The organism is Planctomycetia bacterium (assembly GCA_021413845.1).
Classification (GTDB): Bacteria; Planctomycetota; Planctomycetia; order Pirellulales; family PNKZ01; genus PNKZ01.
This window is the reverse complement of the sequence record JAIOPP010000116.1, coordinates 1-16868: the sequence shown is the minus strand read 5'-3', so window position 1 is coordinate 16868 and position 16868 is coordinate 1. Positions and strand designations below refer to the sequence as shown.

Here is a 16868-nt window from a genome sequence, read left to right as displayed (position 1 = left end):
GCTGTGATGATACGCTCGCCGGGTCGCCTAAAGCCGATCGTCGCGACGGCGTCGCCGGACGGTGTCGTCAAGCGAGCGCCGTCGATGAATTGCTTGGCGGCGATGGAGTACGAATAGAGTGAGCTGTCGCCTGTAAGGACAAGCAGAAATCGACTGCACGGAGAGAGAGCTAGATAGCTCCCGCCGCTCGCGCCATTCTCCGAGACCGGCAGTGAGAAACCGAAGAGGTCGCGTAGACCGTCGGTCTCGGCAACTTCGTAGCAGAAGATTTTCTCGTCTAAGTTGCTCGGGAGGAGTGCCTTATCGGCAGCTCCTAGTTCTTCCACAAACACCGGGTTCGGCTTGCCGGTGCCGAAGATCTCCTGCCGACGGCTCCCGTCGTGCGCGCTCCAAATCAGCCGGCTTTGCAGGGTCTGCAGTGCGCCGCAGCAGCGGTTCATGTAGGCGGCCGTTTGACTCGGAACGGAGCCCGACGCCGCATCGGCCCCGAGTTGCTTCGGATCGAAGAGTTCGAGCCCCGTCGAGAACGGAGTTCCTCCGCGTCCGGCGCGACCGGTGCCGGAGTCGAGCAGTCGACCTCCGAATACGGGAAATATTCTGTCGTATTGCTTCAGGCCGCCGCGAGCATGTCGATCGACCGGCACCGCGGCTAAGCGGGTGTGAAACATGTCGGACTTCATCACGTCCAAGACTTGAGCAGCCTTCGAGTACTTGACGCGAGTCATGCCGGTGTAGCCGGTGATGTAGAGCCATTGCTCGTCTCCCTGCTTGACCCAACCAGAGTCGTAGGGGCCCACTCCCACGGCGAGCGCCGCTTTGGCCGGCAACGCCGACTTGATCACGGCCCGCTTCTCTTCCAGTCTTGAGAAATCGAAAGTCGCCAACGGATAAATCGCATACTCGCTAATCCCCACGGCCTTTTCCGGCTCGCCGGGAATCGGGGTAACGACGAAGACGGGCCCGAGGCTCGGTCCACCTTTCAACGAGTCGGCCAGCGCACCTTGCGCGGCGGGATGAGCTTTGAGCTTCTCGACGACTTCATACTTCACCGTCACCGTCCCTTTAGGGGCGTCGGCGTAAGTCCAATATTTATCTTCTGACGAGGGCCGATGCAGCATGGAGGCATTCCAGCCGTCGCTCATCAAAAGTTGTCGAATTGAAGCGCGAGGAATCTCCAGCCCATCGGTTCCGGCAGCCCCAACCAAGCGACGACCGTAGCCGGTACCGACGACCTGCAACATGGTCTTGCTGACGCCGTTAAGCTTCGCCTCTTGCGTGGGGGCAAAGTTGGTGCGGCCGTCCTTTGAGACGGTATCGGTCAGCGAATTGACTTCGCCGAACGCTTTGTTGTTTCCTTGGTCGTCGAGATCAAGCCGCCATGGCCCCCCGGCAGATTGTTTTCCCGCCGGTAGGATTAAGAGGCCGGTTTCGGTGACGATGGGCTTGCCTAGTTTCCGTTCGTCCGCCGCAGCGCCGATCGTCGGGCCGGTCTTGTAGAGCGTAGGCGTGGCAGTCTCCCAGGACCCGACATGCAGGCGAACGTCGGCGGAAAACGTCTTTTCATCGCGCCACTCTTGCGGGATGGAAAAGACCCCGCCGATCCGTCGTTGCGGCACGTCGACGCCGGGATTAGGCCCCGTTTTCAGGTCGAGGATATCGACGATAAAAACACGGCCATGCCCGCAGACCATCGTCCAATTCCCGCTCAACCAGCCCGGCGAGCCCTTCATCGTCGCACCGCCGGGACACAATTTCTGCAGTTCGAACGGCGGCGAGATCTCGAACTTTTTCGTGTTCGGGTCGAAGCGAACCACGCGATACTCGGCGATGAAATAGATCCGCCCTTCGTCGTCAATGGCGGAAAGCGTTTGACCGAGGTCGTCGTCTCCCTCGCCGAGTATGTGACGTTGGACCCCTCGCCAATCCTTCTCCTTAACGTCGCTCGTGACATGCACGTGCACGTCGTTGCCGAGGTTTACGGTTTCATCCCCTTGGCCTTTGCCCCAAGATTCTTGAATGGGAATTTCCACCAAAAACTTCTGCCATCGCGCCAGCTTGGTCCCTTCATATAGCGCTTTCTTGTAGCTGAGATACAAGCTGGCCTTCGTCGGGTCGTTCGGTGCGGCCGTCTGCCGGCTCAAGACGACGACGCCGCGCAGCGGAGCTTCGCTTTCCGTAAGCACCGGGAAAGTGATGTCCTGCTTCGAGATCGATTGTTTCGACGAATCGATTTGCACCGTTCGCAGTGTCTTCGCGTCTGGGAGTGGAATCTTAGGCACATTCGCACCGGTGCCTGCGGCTGCGGCGCTCATCGCCGTCCCCGGTTCGACAAAAGCAAACAGTCCGGTCGCCGAAGACGGAAAGCGACTTTTAATCGGAGCATCCACGATCGGCGAAGCCGACTTCACAGCGATCGACTTTCCGCCGGCATCCTTCACCGTGATGCTCACACCCATCAATTCGCCGAACTTTGAGAGATCGATCACAAGCGTGCCGTTGACGGCCGGGTCGGAAAGATCGATCGCCAGGCTCCGTTCTTTCCCTTCGCCGCGCAGCTTCAAATCCGCGGTCAAGCCGGGGTTCGCTTGGCGAAGTAGGTCGAATCGATCGAGCCGCACGATGAGTTCATCGTCGGTGCGAAACACCTCGATCGGTTCTGCGGCACCGATCGAGGTGCAAAGAGCGAGTGCCAGGAGGGCCGAGGCTGCAATGCGGCTGATGCGATGGTTCATTTTGATCACGATTCGTTAAATAGGCGCCGTAGTGGTGGATTCAGCCGGCATTCGCCGGCGGGTGCTCGTCCCGTTACCTTCTTGTTTCGTTCAAACGCTTTGCGGCTTACCGGCGTCACGACCTCTTCGGCACACCGATCCGGAGGAGAGTGACGGTGTCGTTTCCATCGCTATGTACGTGGAGAATCGCTCCCGCATTGACGCGACTCAACACGTCGTTCGCCATGCCGACCGGCCGGTACTCACCGCCATCGATGCTTTCGTAGGCGGGCACCTCGTCGCGAAACTTTTCGAAACGGACGTCGGCTGTCGGATTCTTCGTGAGTCGCTCCCTGACGTTCGTACGGAGCATCGACAGTCGGTCGTTTTCGTACGACACGAACGTGCCGGTCATGACTCGTTCGCGCGATCCGATGCGAAGTGTGCCGTTCCGGCCGACGCCGTCGACGATGACCACGGTACCGACCTTGAGTTGCCTTAAAGCCGCGATGGTATCCGTCGGCACGAACTTCTCGGCAGCATCGCTCCACACCGTGGTCTTGAGACTACGGAAGATCTTGCTGTCGATCAGTTCGCCGGAGTTAGCCTGAAGCGTTAACGTGCCGTGATGGGCGGAAACGAATCGTCCCGAATGCGATTTCGGCTTCGCATCTCTTTTGCCATCCACCTTCTTGCCGAGAGACGGCTCGAAGGAGCGTTTAAGGTTCGGTAGCGATTCTTGATGGTTATCTAACTCAATCGAAACGCCGCCGTCGCCGGCCGATACGGCGAGCGCCTCTTCCGCTGCCTCCGTCGGCGCTGCGACAAGCGACCAAGGCACGAGTCCGAGCGCTGCGCAAAGCCCCAGCAGCAAACCGTAGGTTAGGGCCGTTCGGGCAGTTGTTTGCTTCATGTACCGCATCGCCGACAATCGCCGGTGGAGCGCGCCGGCCTCTCCCGCGGCTCCCATGGTCATCATGAGAGTCGTTCGGCGAGGGCCGAGTTTGCCGACGATCGCCACTAGAAGTTGGGCGTAATAGATCGGGCTCTGCTTCTGCAGAGTGATCGCCAGTTGATCGGCGGCGATTTCTTGCGTGAGACCGAGTCGTCGCTCGCTGAACCACACAGCGGGATGGAAGAAGAACAAGGCCCGAATCATCATGGCGACGAGACTATAGAAGAGGTCGCGGCGACTTACGTGTGCCAGCTCATGGCCGAGCACGAGCGAACGTTCCGAGGTATCCAGTCGCTCCAACGTCGTCGTCGGCAGCACGATGGCCGGCCGTAGGATGCCGACGAGGTGCGGACTTCCTTGGCCTTCGGATTCCAACACCGGAGGCGGACTCGAAAGGCCGAGCATCTCGCTCAATCGCGAACAAAGGTCGAAGAGTTGACGATCTTCGTTCGCCCGACAACGACTTATGAGCAACCGAGCATTGCGGCAAGAAACGAAAATGCGAACCATCTGCCAGGCGACGATCGCAGCCCACATCGCAAAGGGGATCAGCAGCAACGGGCCATAGCTCGGAGTTCGCTCGTCAACGGTCGACTTGCTTTCGTCCTGCATGTCGCTGAATGGAATCGGCGCGCCGACTTCCGCGGACACGATCGGATCGATACAAGCGAGTACCGGTATTTCGACGGGAGCGGTCCACACGAATGCAATTACGAACTTCAACAGCACGAGCCGCCACATCCAGCATTGAAACCTAGCTGGAATCGAAGGCCTGAGCCGGCACACTAGCGCAACGAAGAATACTGCGAGCCCTCCCTGCCAACTCGCGCGCCACAGCGCCGTAGCCCAGAGATCAAGCATGTCGCCGCCGAAGCTCATTTGCCGCCTCGCTTGCGATCTTGCTCGAGTTCCTTGACGAGTTGTTTCAAGTGTTCGAGATCTTGATCGGAAACCGGACCGCTTTCGGAGAGATACGCCACGAACGGCGAGACGGAGCCGCCGAGAGTGTTGCCGACGAACGTTCGCACCAAGCCTCGCAGGAAATCTTGCTTCGATACTTTAGGAGAGTAGTGATACACACCTTTGACTTGTTTCCGCGTGAGATATCCTTTCTTACGCAGGCGCTCCATGATCGTGAGGATCGTGGTGCGGGCCTGTCCCGTCGTCTGTGCGAAATGATCGGCTACCTCGCCGACGCTCATCGCGGATCGATCGCCGAGATAACGCAGAATTTCAATTTCGGTCGAACCGAGAATCGCTTTTTGTTCGGGCATGGAAAAGGCTCGGGTGCGTGACGACAAATCTGACTATGGTCGTAGTCATAGCGTAGCGTGACTATGGCGATAGGCAATAAAAATCCGAGAAGAAATCGCGAACGAGGCAAGAAAACCTTCGCGGTAAGCCTTCAAGAAATGGCTCGACTCCGACTCAAGCTGAGTCAGTTACGGCTGGCGCGACAGCTTGTGCTGGCTTACTCTCGTGTACGCTCCACTTTCCAACGATAGTAGCCGTTGGCGTAACGAAGGTAACGGATCAGGAGCTCATTGAGCGTCAGCTCGTGCAGGACGTCGGGCGACTTCAGCCGCAGAGCGACCGGCTCCGGCTCGATCGCCAGCTTGGCGACCCACCGAGCGTAAGTCTCATAGCTCTCATTGGAGACATGCTTGCCCAGATAGATACTCTTCCCGCCGACGAGAATGCGGGCTTGGCCTGTGGGCTTATGCAGGCCGTACGATGGGACCTTCTTCCCCTGACGCGACACGAATTCCTCCTAATTGTGGTAGTACTACCACAATTTTCTAGAGAAACTGTGCCGGGCAAAAGAAACGGCCCGACTCAGAAACCGAACGCTATAAACGAGTTATAGCAAGTACACCCTAGTGGGCTCGAACCACTAACCTTCGGTTCCGTAGTCGCTTAAAACGGACCTGCTGAAAAACTCGGAAGTCATTGTGTACAAAGTAGTTTACCTACTCGGCACGCATTTGCAAACCTTTGCGAGTCAATGCGAAGAATTGCGAAGAAACGCGGTATTTCCTGAATCGGTACGGTAATTACCGGCATCGTTTTGGAGCGTGTTTTTAATTGTTACAAACTCACGACTGCGATTTAGTGTCCCTGCGATGGGTCTAAACCCCTCGCCTTCAGGCGAAACCTTTAGGACGTGAGTGTGATGGGAAAAACTGTCAGTCTATGGAGCGTTATCGGACGGGAGCTCATAGCCGGTTCGATCTCAAGTACCACTTCGTGTGGATCCCGAAGTATTGTAAGGCGGTTTTGTCGGGCGAGGTAGGAATTCGTCTACGTAGACTGGTTCGAGAAATCTGTCGGACGCTTGAGATCGAGATCGTGGAAGGTTCGGTGTCGAGCGACCACTTGCACGTGCTGTTATCCTGTCCTCCGAACTTGTCGCCGAGCAAGATCATGCAGGCGATCAAGGGGAAGACGTCGCGGAAGCTGCTGGGAGAGTTCCAACATCTGCACAAGCAGTATTGGGGTCGGCATCTCTGGGCTCGGGGCTATTTCGTGGCCTCCAGCGGCAACATCACGGACGAGGCGATCCGCGAATACATCTAGCAACAGGAAGGAACCGAACCCGACGACGGAGGCGACAACTTCCGCGTGACCCCGTCGTGAGCGGAGGGACTTCAGTCCGTAGACTCACGAAACGCTTCCGAACTAACCGCCTCAGCCGGTAGTCGTTTCAGTACGATTAGCCGAATGTTTCCAACGGATCGACGTCAAGACGCTCTACATCGAACCGGGGAGTCCTTGGGAGAACGGCTACGTCGAATCGTTTAACGGTAAGCTGCGAGATGAACTCTTGGAGCGTGAGATCTTCGACACGCTCCGGGAGGCGAAGATGCTCATCGAACGGTGGCGGAGAGAGTACAACACGATCCGGCCGCACAGCTTGCTCGGCTACCGACCCCGGCACCTGAGGCCGTTCAAGCTTGGTCTTTTCGCTACGCTGCGCTCCGCGAAAAGACCAAGCTTGATTCATCCGAGTCCTAACATCACACTTGGTATCAGTACCGGGGGCAGGTCAACGATCCGGCGCGCATCACACCGCAACGCGTTTTATGGAATGATGAACGTCGCCCGGTTCGGCACGACTTCCACGTCGATCGGTAATGTCCCGGCGTCTTCGCCGTCGAGCTGTACTGAGACCGTCTTCGAAGGGTCGAGACACTCGACGTGAATCGACTGGCTGCGGCCGACATGGCAATCTTTGAGCAATCGATGCCGCCCTAACAACACGCGATAGATAAAGAACAACCCGTTCAGAAATCCAGGTCGTTCGAATAGGCAATAGTCGAGCAGGCCGTCGCGCCCATCGGCTCGCGGCGTGAAGTTAAGCAGCAGCGCATAGCCGGGAAGATTCTGGATAAAGCACCAACGGCTCACGTATTCCACCGTGCTGCCCACCGACTTCGGCGTGATGCCGTCGCGACGCGCCGTGATTCGCAGTTGTGGAAAGTCGTACTCGCGAATGGAGTGGTAGATCGGTGCGACGAACGAGAGGCGGTTAATCGGCCCATGCCGCTGCGCCTCCAAGCAGTGTGTGATCGCGGCATCGAACCCGGCACTCAATGTCAGTAGAAAGAGCCGCTCCCCGACACGGCCGCAATCGAACTTCTGCACCTTGCGCGCAGCTAAGACCCGAGCTGCGGCCTGCGGGTTGCAGGGCATTCGAATTCGGCGCGACATCAGGTTCGACGTACCGCAGGGAAACACGGCGATCGGTAGGTCCGGCGGTGCGCAGTTCAGAACGCTATTCAGCGTGCCGTCTCCGCCGCATACGACAACTGCCGATAGTTTTCTCAAGGCATGCCGTTTGCGCAGCTCTTCGATCGCCGAGTCGTTTGCGTCGAGGCAAATCGGGTCGATATTGCGAGCTTGCACGGCCACGGCCAACTCCCGCATCCTGGCCTCGCTCTTCCCTTTGCCCGACTTCGGATTGAAGACCAGCACGATCGATTGCCGCAGGCGCTCCTCGCCGAATGTCGTAAATCCTGAAATGGGAGATTCGAGGTGCATGGAATGTCGCCGCGGTCTGATATGCGGACCTTTCCAGTAAGGGGTTCACGCGAAGCGTTGAAGCGTTTGATTCTTTTTCACGGTTTGTTCCTGCTCGGAGATCTGTTTCCGAAGGCGGCGCGACCGCCGAGGCGGATCAAGTTGGAGACGACGAAGCCTTGGAGCGGCGATCGCCGTGACGGCGACGATGCAGAGGGCCGCTGCGCCTCCGAGCCAAACCGAACGCACAAGCCCGAACATCGCCGCGGCGAGCCCACTCTCCAACGCCCCCAACTCGTTCGAGGTTCCCACGAATAACATATTTACCGACGCAATCCGTCCCCGCAGGCGGTCGGGCGACAGTAGCCGCAACATCGAGCGACGAATGACCTCGCTGAAGCCGTCGAAGATGCCGCTGAAAAACAGCGCCGCGATGGACAACGTAAACGATTCGGAAATCGCGAAGATGATCATCGCCGCGCCGAACCCGGCGACGGTCGTCAACAGATTGCGGCCGGCATGCCGAATCGGTGGAGCGTGCGTCGACCACAGCATCGCCGCGAGTGCGCCAATCGTCGGTGCGGCATTGAGCGCGCCCAAGCCGAGAGGGCCGACATGCAGCACTTCACCGGCGAATGCGGGAAGCATGGCGATGGTGCCGCCGAACAAGACGGCAAATAGGTCGAGCGCCATCGAAGCCCAAAGCACCTGTCTCCCGGCGACATAGGACACACCGTCGACGATGCTGCTCCACGCCGACTGGTCGACGGGGGCATGTTGAACCGGCACCGGTCCGATTCGGGTTACGGCGAGACAAGCTCCCGCGCAGAGAGCTGCGATCATGGCGTAGCTGCCGACCGGTCCCATCCACGCGAACGAGGCTCCTCCCAAGAGCGGACCGACGGTGGCGCCGATCAACCAGCAGGTGGCGGTCAGCACTGCAGTGCTCACCAGCTGCTCGTGCGGGACGACTTGTGCTTCGAGGCCGGTCGCCGCAGGGTCGAGAAAGCCTTTAGCCCCGGCCGCGACGAACACCGCCGCGTAGAAGATCCATAGCTCCCCGCCGCCGGTGTAGAACGCCTTGGATAGCGTCAGCGCGATCGCGCAAAGGCACAGGATCCCGAAGGTGACTTGCAGGATACTGCGCCGCAGATATCGATCGGCGATATGACCACCGTAGAGCGCACCGAAGATCGCCGGGACGGCCGCGGCTAGACCCATGCCTCCCAGCGCCAAAGTGCTCCCGGTTAGCGCAAAGACCTCGTATCCCAAGACGACGGCTAACGCACGACCGGCCATCGTGCCGAGCGAGATGGCCACAAATAAACGGCGGTAGTCGCGCGAGCGGAGCGGCGCAAGCGGAGATGGTTCTTCCACGAGAGACACGGACGGATTCCGTTGAAATTCGATTTCGACGGCCGCCGGAAGCAGATGTTCACGACTTCGGAATGGAAGTCGACGGCGGCGCCTTTACTTTCCTATGCAAGTGTCAGGCCGAACACCAAACCGCTGAATTTCGGGATCCGGCGTCACCGCGCCGTGGCGAGTTTGCGGACTGGGATTACTTTCCCGCTTTGATTTGATATTCGGCCGGCGGAACTTCGCTCAAATTGATCGGCGAGCGTTCCAAGTGGGGGCCGCAGTGAAATTCGGGCTGAAGTGTCGCACCGAGGATGATGCGGCCTGCCGTACAGCCTGTTCCGTCGCACGCCTAATGCATTCCGCTTTCTCCGATTTTCAGTTTGCTCACCGACTTCATGCGGTGGCACTTCTTGCACATGACGTATGGGCCGACGCGCTCTAGATCGCTGCCGAGCGTTGCAATACACGAGTTGAGACACGTCGCCCCGGCCGCTTACGAATTCAGGTTCATATCTGGCCGCTGCGCGTGCCATTGCACGAGGTCAATCACCGGCACGACGTAGTGCCGTCGCGGCTTCCAGCACCACGCGAGCGAAGGAATCTTGTCCCTTGTGCACGCTTGCCGAGTTCCTTGGCGCGTTCAGCCGCAGATCTGCGCCGCGACGCCTACCGGCAAAATGTCGTGCGAACTCGCCTTAAATTGTTCCATGAACCACGCAAGAAAACGAGGGTCGCAAAAGTCGTTCATGTCACCGTCTTGGCGACCCTCATCGAAGATGTCCAAGGCCGGGGCCTCGCGTTTGGTCGCCCGCCGCAGATGACGACCCCCGGCTCCCGAGGCCGTTCAAGCTTGGTCTTTTCGCTACGCTACGCTACGCGAAAAGACAAAGCTTGATTCACGGAGAAACTAACGCAACACTTGGTATCATGCGTGGGGGCAGGTCAGTTGCTCCCGATACGCCTCCGCTTCCGCCGCGATACGTTTCGCTTCCGCCCGGCCGTCTCAGCCCGGACTGCGTGCGGTTCCATCCGGGCAGCCATCGTCGCGACATCCGCGATCGACACATCGGCCGCAACCGTATATCGCGCTTGCGAAGCCTCTCCCGTTGCAGCCCGCTTCAGCAGCGAGTCGCGCTTCATCGCGTAGTACGTCCGGCCCGCCTCGGTCTCGGACATCTCGATCACGGTGCTAGTCACCTCGGCCGAGTACTTGAATTCGCCGCCCGCTTCGGCAAGGACGCAGACCCCGTCTTTGAGTCGACGGCTCAACCGGTCGAGTTTCCAGACGATGACCGTCTTGATCTCACCGGAGAAGATCGCCTTCTGAAGCTCTTCGAATTTCGGACGCTTGAGCGTCTTACCGCTTTCCTGATCGACGAACCATCGCACCTGCTTCTGATCGAGGCCGTGACGCGGGCTTCTTAAAGGAGACGATTCCGCGGTTGCCGTGCGACGACCCCATGCGCGGACCAATTTGACACCACAGCCCGCCGTGACCGGTTTTGCCGGTGCGGCCGATGTCGGCTTGTGGACCGGTCAGCAGATGCGTCGCGGGATCGAACATCGTGTTGCGGAACTGCCCTCCGGCGTTGGCTTCGGTTCCCTGCAACTTCACCTCGCATTCCCACTCGAAATCACGATAGGACTTCGCGCCGTAGAGGCGGCGGCGACGTACAAGCGAGCCATCGACGACCCCGGGGTCGACGCGATCGCGCAAGGCGGCAAAGAAGAAAGCCGCTGCGCTCGGGGCCGGCCCTAAGCCATGATCCCGCGACAGACCTTGCCGGCGACGTCGGTCAGGCGGAAGTCGCGGCCGGCATACGGGTAGGTCAGCGCTTCGTGATCGAGGCCCATCAGTGCCAAGAGCGTCGCGTGGAGATCGTTGGTGTGCATGCGTCCTTCGACGGCGTGTCGACCGTATTCGTCGGTCGCGCCGTACGAGAAGCCCGGCTTCACGCCGGCGCCGACGAGCCACATCGGGTAGCCGGTGATGTTGTGGTCGCGGCCATCGGGGCCCTGCGCGGTCGGCAGCCGGCCGAATTCGCTGCCGAACAACACGAGCGTTTCGTCGAGCAGGCCTCGTTGCTCGAGATCGGCTAAGAGAGCGGCGGTCGGTTGATCGGTCGCGGCGCTGTTGCGAATGAGTCCTTTATGGAGATCGCTATGCTGATCCCAGCCGGGATGGCAGATCTCGACGAACCGCACCCCCGCCTCGCTCAACCGCCGGGCCATGATACATTGCCTCGCGAAGCCGCCCGACGTGCCGTGCTTCACGCCATAGGCGTCAAGCACGTGCTGCGGCTCGTTCGTGAGATCGAGTAGCTCGGGGACTTGCCGCTGCATCTTGAAGGCCAACTCATAAGACTCGATCACGCCGTCGAGCTCTTCCGGAGCGCCGGGCGTTTGCTTCAAGTCGCGATTCATCGCCTGGATCAAGTCGATCTGTTTGCGCTGCAACGCCGTCGGCGTTTGCGGCAACAGGTTCGGTAGATGACCGGTGTCGCTGATCTTGGTTCCTTGAAAGTGCGCCGGAAGAAACGCGCTGCCATAGTTCACCGCGCCGCCGAAATTCGGCGGCGGGTTCACGGTGACGTAGCCCGGCAGCTCTTGGTTCTCCGTACCGAGCCCATACATCAGCCAAGCGCCGAGCGAGGGGCGCGTGAGCGAGGCGAGCGCCGACCCGGTGTGTAGTTGAATGACCGCCTGCGGATGGGCCGGCGTGTCGGTATGCAGGCCGCGGAGGAAGCAGAGCTTGTCGACCTGCTTCGTCATGTGCGGATAGAGTTCGGAGAGCCACGTGCCGGTTAGTCCGTGTTGCGCGAACTTGAACTTCGATGCCGTGAGCACCCCGCCGCCGGGCGAGACCTTTTGATCGTCTTTCTGCAATTGCGGCTTGTACTCCCACGTGTCCATCTGCGAGGTCGCACCCTGCATGAACAGGAAGATGATTCGCTTGGCCTTCACCGGGAAGTGATGCGGCTTCTGCGCGAGCGGGCCGGGAGCCGGCGCGGCGACCATTGTTTCAGTGCTCTTCGTTTCAGCGGCCTGGGCCTGAGCGGCGAAGAGGCCGCGGAGCGCGAGATAGCCGAACCCTGCGCTCGCCGACTTCAAAGCGGTGCGGCGCGAGAGTAGAGAAGCGAACGGCGAAAACGGTGGCTGCGACATGTTCGACTTCGTCATGAAGATGTTTTCGGATCGGGGCGACTAGGAACGAGCGGAACGGGACTCGACTAACGAACGTAGCGGAATTCGGCCGAACCGATGAGCGCTTGGCAAAACGCGGCCCAGGCGGTCGTGCGCGGGTCGAGCGTAGGGAGCGGCTTGTCCGACCGATCGGCCTCGACCGGCACCACCGCATCGGGATCGGGATTCGCGGCCGGCTTCGGCGACGAGCCCGAAGGGGGTGGGCCCGGTGACACCGCGACGACCTGGGGTTGCTTCGGCTTCATCGCGGCCTGCTGCGCTGCGACCTGCTTGGTCGCCGGCCGGGCTGCGTTCTTCAGCGAGGTTTCATATTCCGCGACGAATCGCAAACCTCGGGCCGTTTCGGCGTCGGTCGGCGCACGTCCGACTGCCGTGCGATACGCCGCGCGAATGCGTGCCGCATCATCGTACGACGATTCGGCGAGCAGTCCTTCGGCCATCGTGCCGGCTTGTCGGCGGACGAACGGATCGTTCAGCGAATAGAGGGCTTGAGAAGCGACGGTCGTCACGTCGCGGCTGCCGGTGACCATACCTTGTTGGGCAAAGTCGAACACTTCGAGCGAGGTCGGCGTGACATCGCGCAGCAGCGGCAGGTAGACGCTCCGATGGACGCTGGCTTGAGCCGCGGCGGTGATGTCTTTGGCGAGCCCGCCGTTGTTGGCGAGCTCAACCATTTGGAAATCGCGTGCCGGGGAGGCATGCGGTCGCTTGAGATCGAGCTTGCCGGCCGCGGCGAGCGTCGCGTCGCGAATCTCTTCCGCTTCGAGTCGGCGCGGGGCATGCCGCCAGATGAGCCGATTCGCCGGGTCGGCCAAGAGGTGGGCGGGAGTCGTCGCCGCGCTGAGTTGGTAGGCACGACTCAGCACGATCGCGCGGACGAGCTTCTTCACCGACCAGCCGTTCCGCACGAATCGCCCTGCCAAGTGATCAAGCAGTTCCGGATGCGAAGGGGTATCGCCGGTCGTGCCGAAGTTATCGACGCTCGACACGATCCCGCGGCCGAACAAGTGCCGCCAGACCCGATTGACCATCACACGCGACGTTAGCGGATTCTGCGGCGCGGTGAGCCAGTGGGCGAGTTCGAGTCGTCCGCTCGTGCGCGGCTCGATCTTCGGAGCACCGGCGAACGAGACGGTCGTGAGAAATCCACGAGGTATGACAGGTCCGAGCTTTTCGGCTTCGCCCCGGATGCGCAACTGCGTGTCGCCGACCTGCACGGCTTCCCGCACCCCGAGGGCGATGCTCTTGTCGAGCGCAGGATCTTCCAGCGCCGCCAGTTCGGCTTGCAGCTTGTTCGTCTTTTGTCGCGCGTTCTTCAGGTTCTCGTCGCCGCCGGCAGGTTCCTTCTTCTGTTCCTTATTCTTCTTTTTCTGGTCGGCCAGCTTGTCCTTCTCGCCGGCTTGCCGCTTACTCTTATCATGCAGGTCGACAAGTTGCTTGAGTTCCGCCTTGGCCTCGGCGACGCGCAGCTTCAGTTCCGCGATCTTCCTGGCTCGCGTCGCCATAGCGGCGCTGCGCTGCTCGGCCTCTTCTGCGGTCTGCGGAGCGCTCAAGGTGAGGAGCATCTTCGTGTCGTAGTAGTCGAGCCCGGATCCGCCCATCTTGTTGCGCACTCCCGCGCACTGATCGGTGCTGTGGAAGATGCCGGCGAGCGCGTAGTAATCGGTCGCGGGGATCGGGTCGTACTTATGGTCGTGGCAGCGAGCGCAGCTGGCCGTCAGGGCGAGCACCGAGCGTGTGACCGTGTCGATCTGTTCGTCGATGTTGTCCATCGTGAAACGGACCTTGAACCGTTGGTTCACGTCCTTCACCCCGAGCGCCAGAAAGCCGGTGGCGATCAGCTTTTCATCGCGCTCGGCTGGCGTAGCGGCGAGGAGCAAGTCGCCGGCGATCTGCTCGCGGATGAACAGGTCGTACGGTTTGTCGTCGTTCACGGCATCGATCACGTAGTCGCGATAGCGCCAGGCGTGCGGATACGGAATGTTGCGCGACGGCCCCGTCGATTCGGCGTAGCGGGCCACGTCAAGCCAGTGGCGTCCCCAGCGCTCGCCGAAAGCCGGCGACGCCAACAGCCGATCGACGAGCTTCGCCACGGCGTCAGGCGAAGCATCGGCCGTGAACAGATCGATGTCGCTCGGAGTCGGTGGAAGTCCGGTGAGGTCGAACGACAGCCGGCGAATCAGGACAAGACGCTCGGCATCGGCGACCGGCGCGAGCTTCGCGGCTTCGAGACCCACGAGAATGAAGCGGTCGAGGTCGTCGCGCGGCCACGCCGTGTCGCGGACGTTCGGCACGGCCGGCGACTTCAGTGGTTGCCAAGCCCAGTGCTTGCGTCGCAGTCGTTCGTAGTCTTCGGGCGTGTCGGTCGTCGTCGCCGCTTCCTCGTCGACGCCCGGCCAAGCCGCGCCGTCGCCGATCCATTTGCGCAAGTCGGCGACTTGCTCCGCCGTGAGTTGCTTCTTCGGCGGCATCTGCAGCTTTGGGTCGGTATAGCTCACCGCCTTCAGCAGCAAGCTCTCCTCCGGCCGGCCCGGCACGATCGCCGCACCATGTTCGCCACCATTGATGAGGCCGTTGCGATCGTCGACCCGCAGACCGCCGCGGGAGTTCGTGTCTGCAGAGTGGCAGTTGTAGCAATTATCGACCAAGATCGGCCGAATTCGCTTTTCGAAAAACTCAACCTTCGCCGGCTCGAACGCATTCAGGCCCGCCGCCTTCTGCGGCGCGGCTTGCTCATTCGGTGCGGCGGCGAAGCCTGATGCACAGCAGCAAGCGACGATAAACAGGCTCAGTGTGAGCAGGCCGTGAGCGAACAGACACAGCACAGATCCGAACAGGCGTCGAATCGCGAGCGGGGCGGGTGGGAATGAGTGAGGCATGGAGATCCGCGTGGGGGACGAACCTAGGCGGGAGCAAGTCACGTCGTGTGCCGCATTTACGATGCCGCAGGAGCGAGCCATCAAAAGCCCGGCAACGGAGCATCTTAACATTCAGACGACGCGCGACGCCATCGGATTACCCGGAAACGCCGTGAGACATAACGGCCCCGTTATCATCCCGGGCTCAGCTGATGCGACTGCGCGCCGCTTTAAGACGATGCGCGGCAACAACCGTTTATTTGCGCCGCCGACCACCAGCCTGAGGCCCGGCATCCAGGAAGAAATCGCCCCTCGTCAAACTCCCACCCGCGAGATTCCGTTTTCGCGCGCCGATTCGCAATCGGTGCGGCTCCATGTTACCCCCCCCGCCGGCCGCTTTCGCAATGCGCGAGAAACGCGGTACGTTCTCGCCTCGCCATCGTCGGACGACATCCGCTGTCCACCAAGCCCGATGGCAAGCCATGCGTTCTCCGCGCTCCAAGCGACCGGCGAGAGCAAGGCGGTGGTAACGAACAACGCCACGAGGACCTGAAAGAAAGAGACCTCGAAAGGCCTCCTAGAGCGACTCGAATTCGGAATCTGGGCTCAGTGCAACAACAGCCGACTCGCTCAGGTGCTACACGCCGAAGCATCGGGTAAGTCGCTGAATTCTGCGGATTGCGTCATGTGCGTCACCATCATCATCGGGCTGTGATACAGAGATAGGTTCGCGCGACTTCGTCGCCGTCCCCGTCCGGTCGAACGCAGACCGTCTTTCCGATAGCGCGTTTTAAAGTAACTAGCGTGCCCGTTGGGCATTGCTGCACCGAGGAGCTATCCCGAAGCCATCTCGAACACCGCCGTGTCCACGGCTGCGCTAACGCTGTACAGGCCAGCTGCTGCGCCTTATTCACTTCAACCATCTTTCGCCTCATTTTAACTGGAGGTCCTTATGCTCAAACTCAACGTCGGCTTCACGAAGAAGGTCGGAGAGACCAATTACGGGTCGCGCGGCGCCGCCGTCAATCTGGAACTGGAATTCGACTCGTCACTCGTCGGCGATGCCGAGCGGCTCAAAGAGCGAATCAAGCAACTCTTCGTCATGGCGAAGGCCTCCGTCGATGAGGAACTCGCCGGGGCGAAGTCGAACGGGACGTGCGCCGACGCTCACAACGGTAACGGCCAAGTGAACGGCAACGGTCACGCCGCCGGTCGTCGTCGCGACGGCACTCGCCCCGCGACCGCCAGCCAGGTCCGGGCACTCGGTGCGATCGCCGAGCGACAGGGGATCGAACTCGGTGACAAGCTGCAGGCCGGATTCGGAGTGCGCGACCCGGCCGAACTGACGATCACCGAAGCGAGCGGTTTGATCGACGAGTTGATAGGAGCCTCCGGCAACGGAGGTCGTCGATGATCGGCATGCCTACACCGGCGGCGGCGGCGATCTCCAAACCTCGAACGCGAGACTACCTCAGCTATTCGGCGATCTCAACCTATCGCAGCTGTCCGCTCAGGTACATGTTCCGCTACGTCGTCGGTCTGCCCGAACGAACCGTTTCGTCGAGCTTGGTCTTCGGCAGCGTTATCCATCAAGGCATTGAATACTTCTTCAACGAATTGATGTCCGGCGGAGAGCCGCCGTCGATCGAAGCCTTGCTCGGTGAATACGATCGTCATTGGGAGTCCGTCGATCGCGCCGGTGTGAAGTTCGGCAAAGCCGAGGATCGGGATTCCCTGGGCACGTTGGCGCAGCGCATG

Annotated in this window: 14 protein-coding genes and 1 pseudogene; 5 read left to right on the top strand and 10 right to left on the bottom strand. The window is 60.5% G+C overall.

Annotated features, from left to right (window positions below):
* The 4 genes from K8U03_20790 to K8U03_20775 form a co-directional block, all read right to left on the bottom strand.
* Positions 1 to 2732, bottom strand: a 2732-nt coding sequence (locus tag K8U03_20790) for a hypothetical protein (protein ID MCE9607330.1), incomplete at its 3' end; no start/stop codon positions are given.
* 115 nt (positions 2733 to 2847) lie between these two features.
* The gene (locus K8U03_20785) at positions 2848 to 4545 is read right to left on the bottom strand and encodes a M48 family metalloprotease (GenBank protein ID MCE9607329.1); all 1698 of its coding nucleotides are present in this window, start codon (positions 4543 to 4545) and stop codon (positions 2848 to 2850) included.
* Positions 4542 to 4940, bottom strand: coding sequence for a BlaI/MecI/CopY family transcriptional regulator (locus K8U03_20780; GenBank protein MCE9607328.1), 399 nt, complete (start codon positions 4938 to 4940; stop codon positions 4542 to 4544). Before K8U03_20780 ends, K8U03_20785 begins: the two co-directional genes overlap by 4 nt.
* A gap of 197 nt (positions 4941 to 5137) precedes the next feature.
* Positions 5138 to 5428, bottom strand: a complete 291-nt coding sequence (locus tag K8U03_20775) for a hypothetical protein (GenBank protein MCE9607327.1) — start codon at positions 5426 to 5428, stop codon at positions 5138 to 5140.
* A gap of 431 nt (positions 5429 to 5859) precedes the next feature.
* Here K8U03_20775 and tnpA point away from each other — a divergent pair, with 431 nt between their 5' ends.
* Both tnpA and K8U03_20765 read left to right on the top strand, forming a co-directional pair.
* Positions 5860 to 6243, top strand: a complete 384-nt coding sequence (tnpA, locus tag K8U03_20770) for an IS200/IS605 family transposase (protein ID MCE9607326.1) — start codon at positions 5860 to 5862, stop codon at positions 6241 to 6243.
* Between the two features lie 154 nt (positions 6244 to 6397).
* Positions 6398 to 6598, top strand: a pseudogene (locus K8U03_20765) (transposase).
* 149 nt (positions 6599 to 6747) lie between these two features.
* On the opposite strand, the gene K8U03_20760 reads toward K8U03_20765, so the two are convergent.
* The 6 genes from K8U03_20760 to K8U03_20735 all read right to left on the bottom strand — a co-directional run bounded on the left by K8U03_20760 (position 6748) and on the right by K8U03_20735 (position 15131).
* On the bottom strand, positions 6748 to 7707 hold the full coding sequence (locus tag K8U03_20760; GenBank protein ID MCE9607325.1) for a hypothetical protein: 960 nt from the start codon (positions 7705 to 7707) through the stop codon (positions 6748 to 6750).
* Between the two features lie 45 nt (positions 7708 to 7752).
* Positions 7753 to 9072, bottom strand: a complete 1320-nt coding sequence (locus K8U03_20755) for an MFS transporter (GenBank protein ID MCE9607324.1) — start codon at positions 9070 to 9072, stop codon at positions 7753 to 7755.
* A gap of 918 nt (positions 9073 to 9990) precedes the next feature.
* On the bottom strand, positions 9991 to 10521 hold the full coding sequence (locus K8U03_20750) for a recombinase family protein (protein ID MCE9607323.1): 531 nt from the start codon (positions 10519 to 10521) through the stop codon (positions 9991 to 9993).
* Complete coding sequence (locus tag K8U03_20745; GenBank protein ID MCE9607322.1) at positions 10406 to 10765, bottom strand: DUF1080 domain-containing protein; 360 nt, start codon at positions 10763 to 10765, stop codon at positions 10406 to 10408. Before K8U03_20745 ends, K8U03_20750 begins: the two co-directional genes overlap by 116 nt.
* 38 nt (positions 10766 to 10803) lie before the next feature.
* Positions 10804 to 12213, bottom strand: a complete 1410-nt coding sequence (locus K8U03_20740; protein MCE9607321.1) for a DUF1501 domain-containing protein — start codon at positions 12211 to 12213, stop codon at positions 10804 to 10806.
* A gap of 65 nt (positions 12214 to 12278) precedes the next feature.
* Positions 12279 to 15131 carry a PSD1 and planctomycete cytochrome C domain-containing protein gene (locus tag K8U03_20735; protein MCE9607320.1) on the bottom strand — a complete coding sequence of 951 codons (2853 nt, stop codon included), beginning with the start codon at positions 15129 to 15131 and terminating at the stop codon, positions 12279 to 12281.
* A 217-nt stretch (positions 15132 to 15348) separates the two neighbouring features.
* On the opposite strand from K8U03_20735, the gene K8U03_20730 reads away from it, so the two are divergent.
* The 3 genes from K8U03_20730 to K8U03_20720 form a co-directional block, all read left to right on the top strand.
* The gene (locus K8U03_20730; GenBank protein ID MCE9607319.1) at positions 15349 to 15663 is read left to right on the top strand and encodes a hypothetical protein; all 315 of its coding nucleotides are present in this window, start codon (positions 15349 to 15351) and stop codon (positions 15661 to 15663) included.
* A 399-nt stretch (positions 15664 to 16062) separates the two neighbouring features.
* Positions 16063 to 16524 (top strand): hypothetical protein, encoded by a 462-nt coding sequence (locus K8U03_20725; protein ID MCE9607318.1) that lies wholly within the window; start codon positions 16063 to 16065, stop codon positions 16522 to 16524.
* A partial coding sequence (locus tag K8U03_20720; protein MCE9607317.1) for a PD-(D/E)XK nuclease family protein occupies positions 16521 to 16868 on the top strand: 348 nt, incomplete at its 3' end. The genes K8U03_20725 and K8U03_20720, both read left to right, overlap by 4 nt.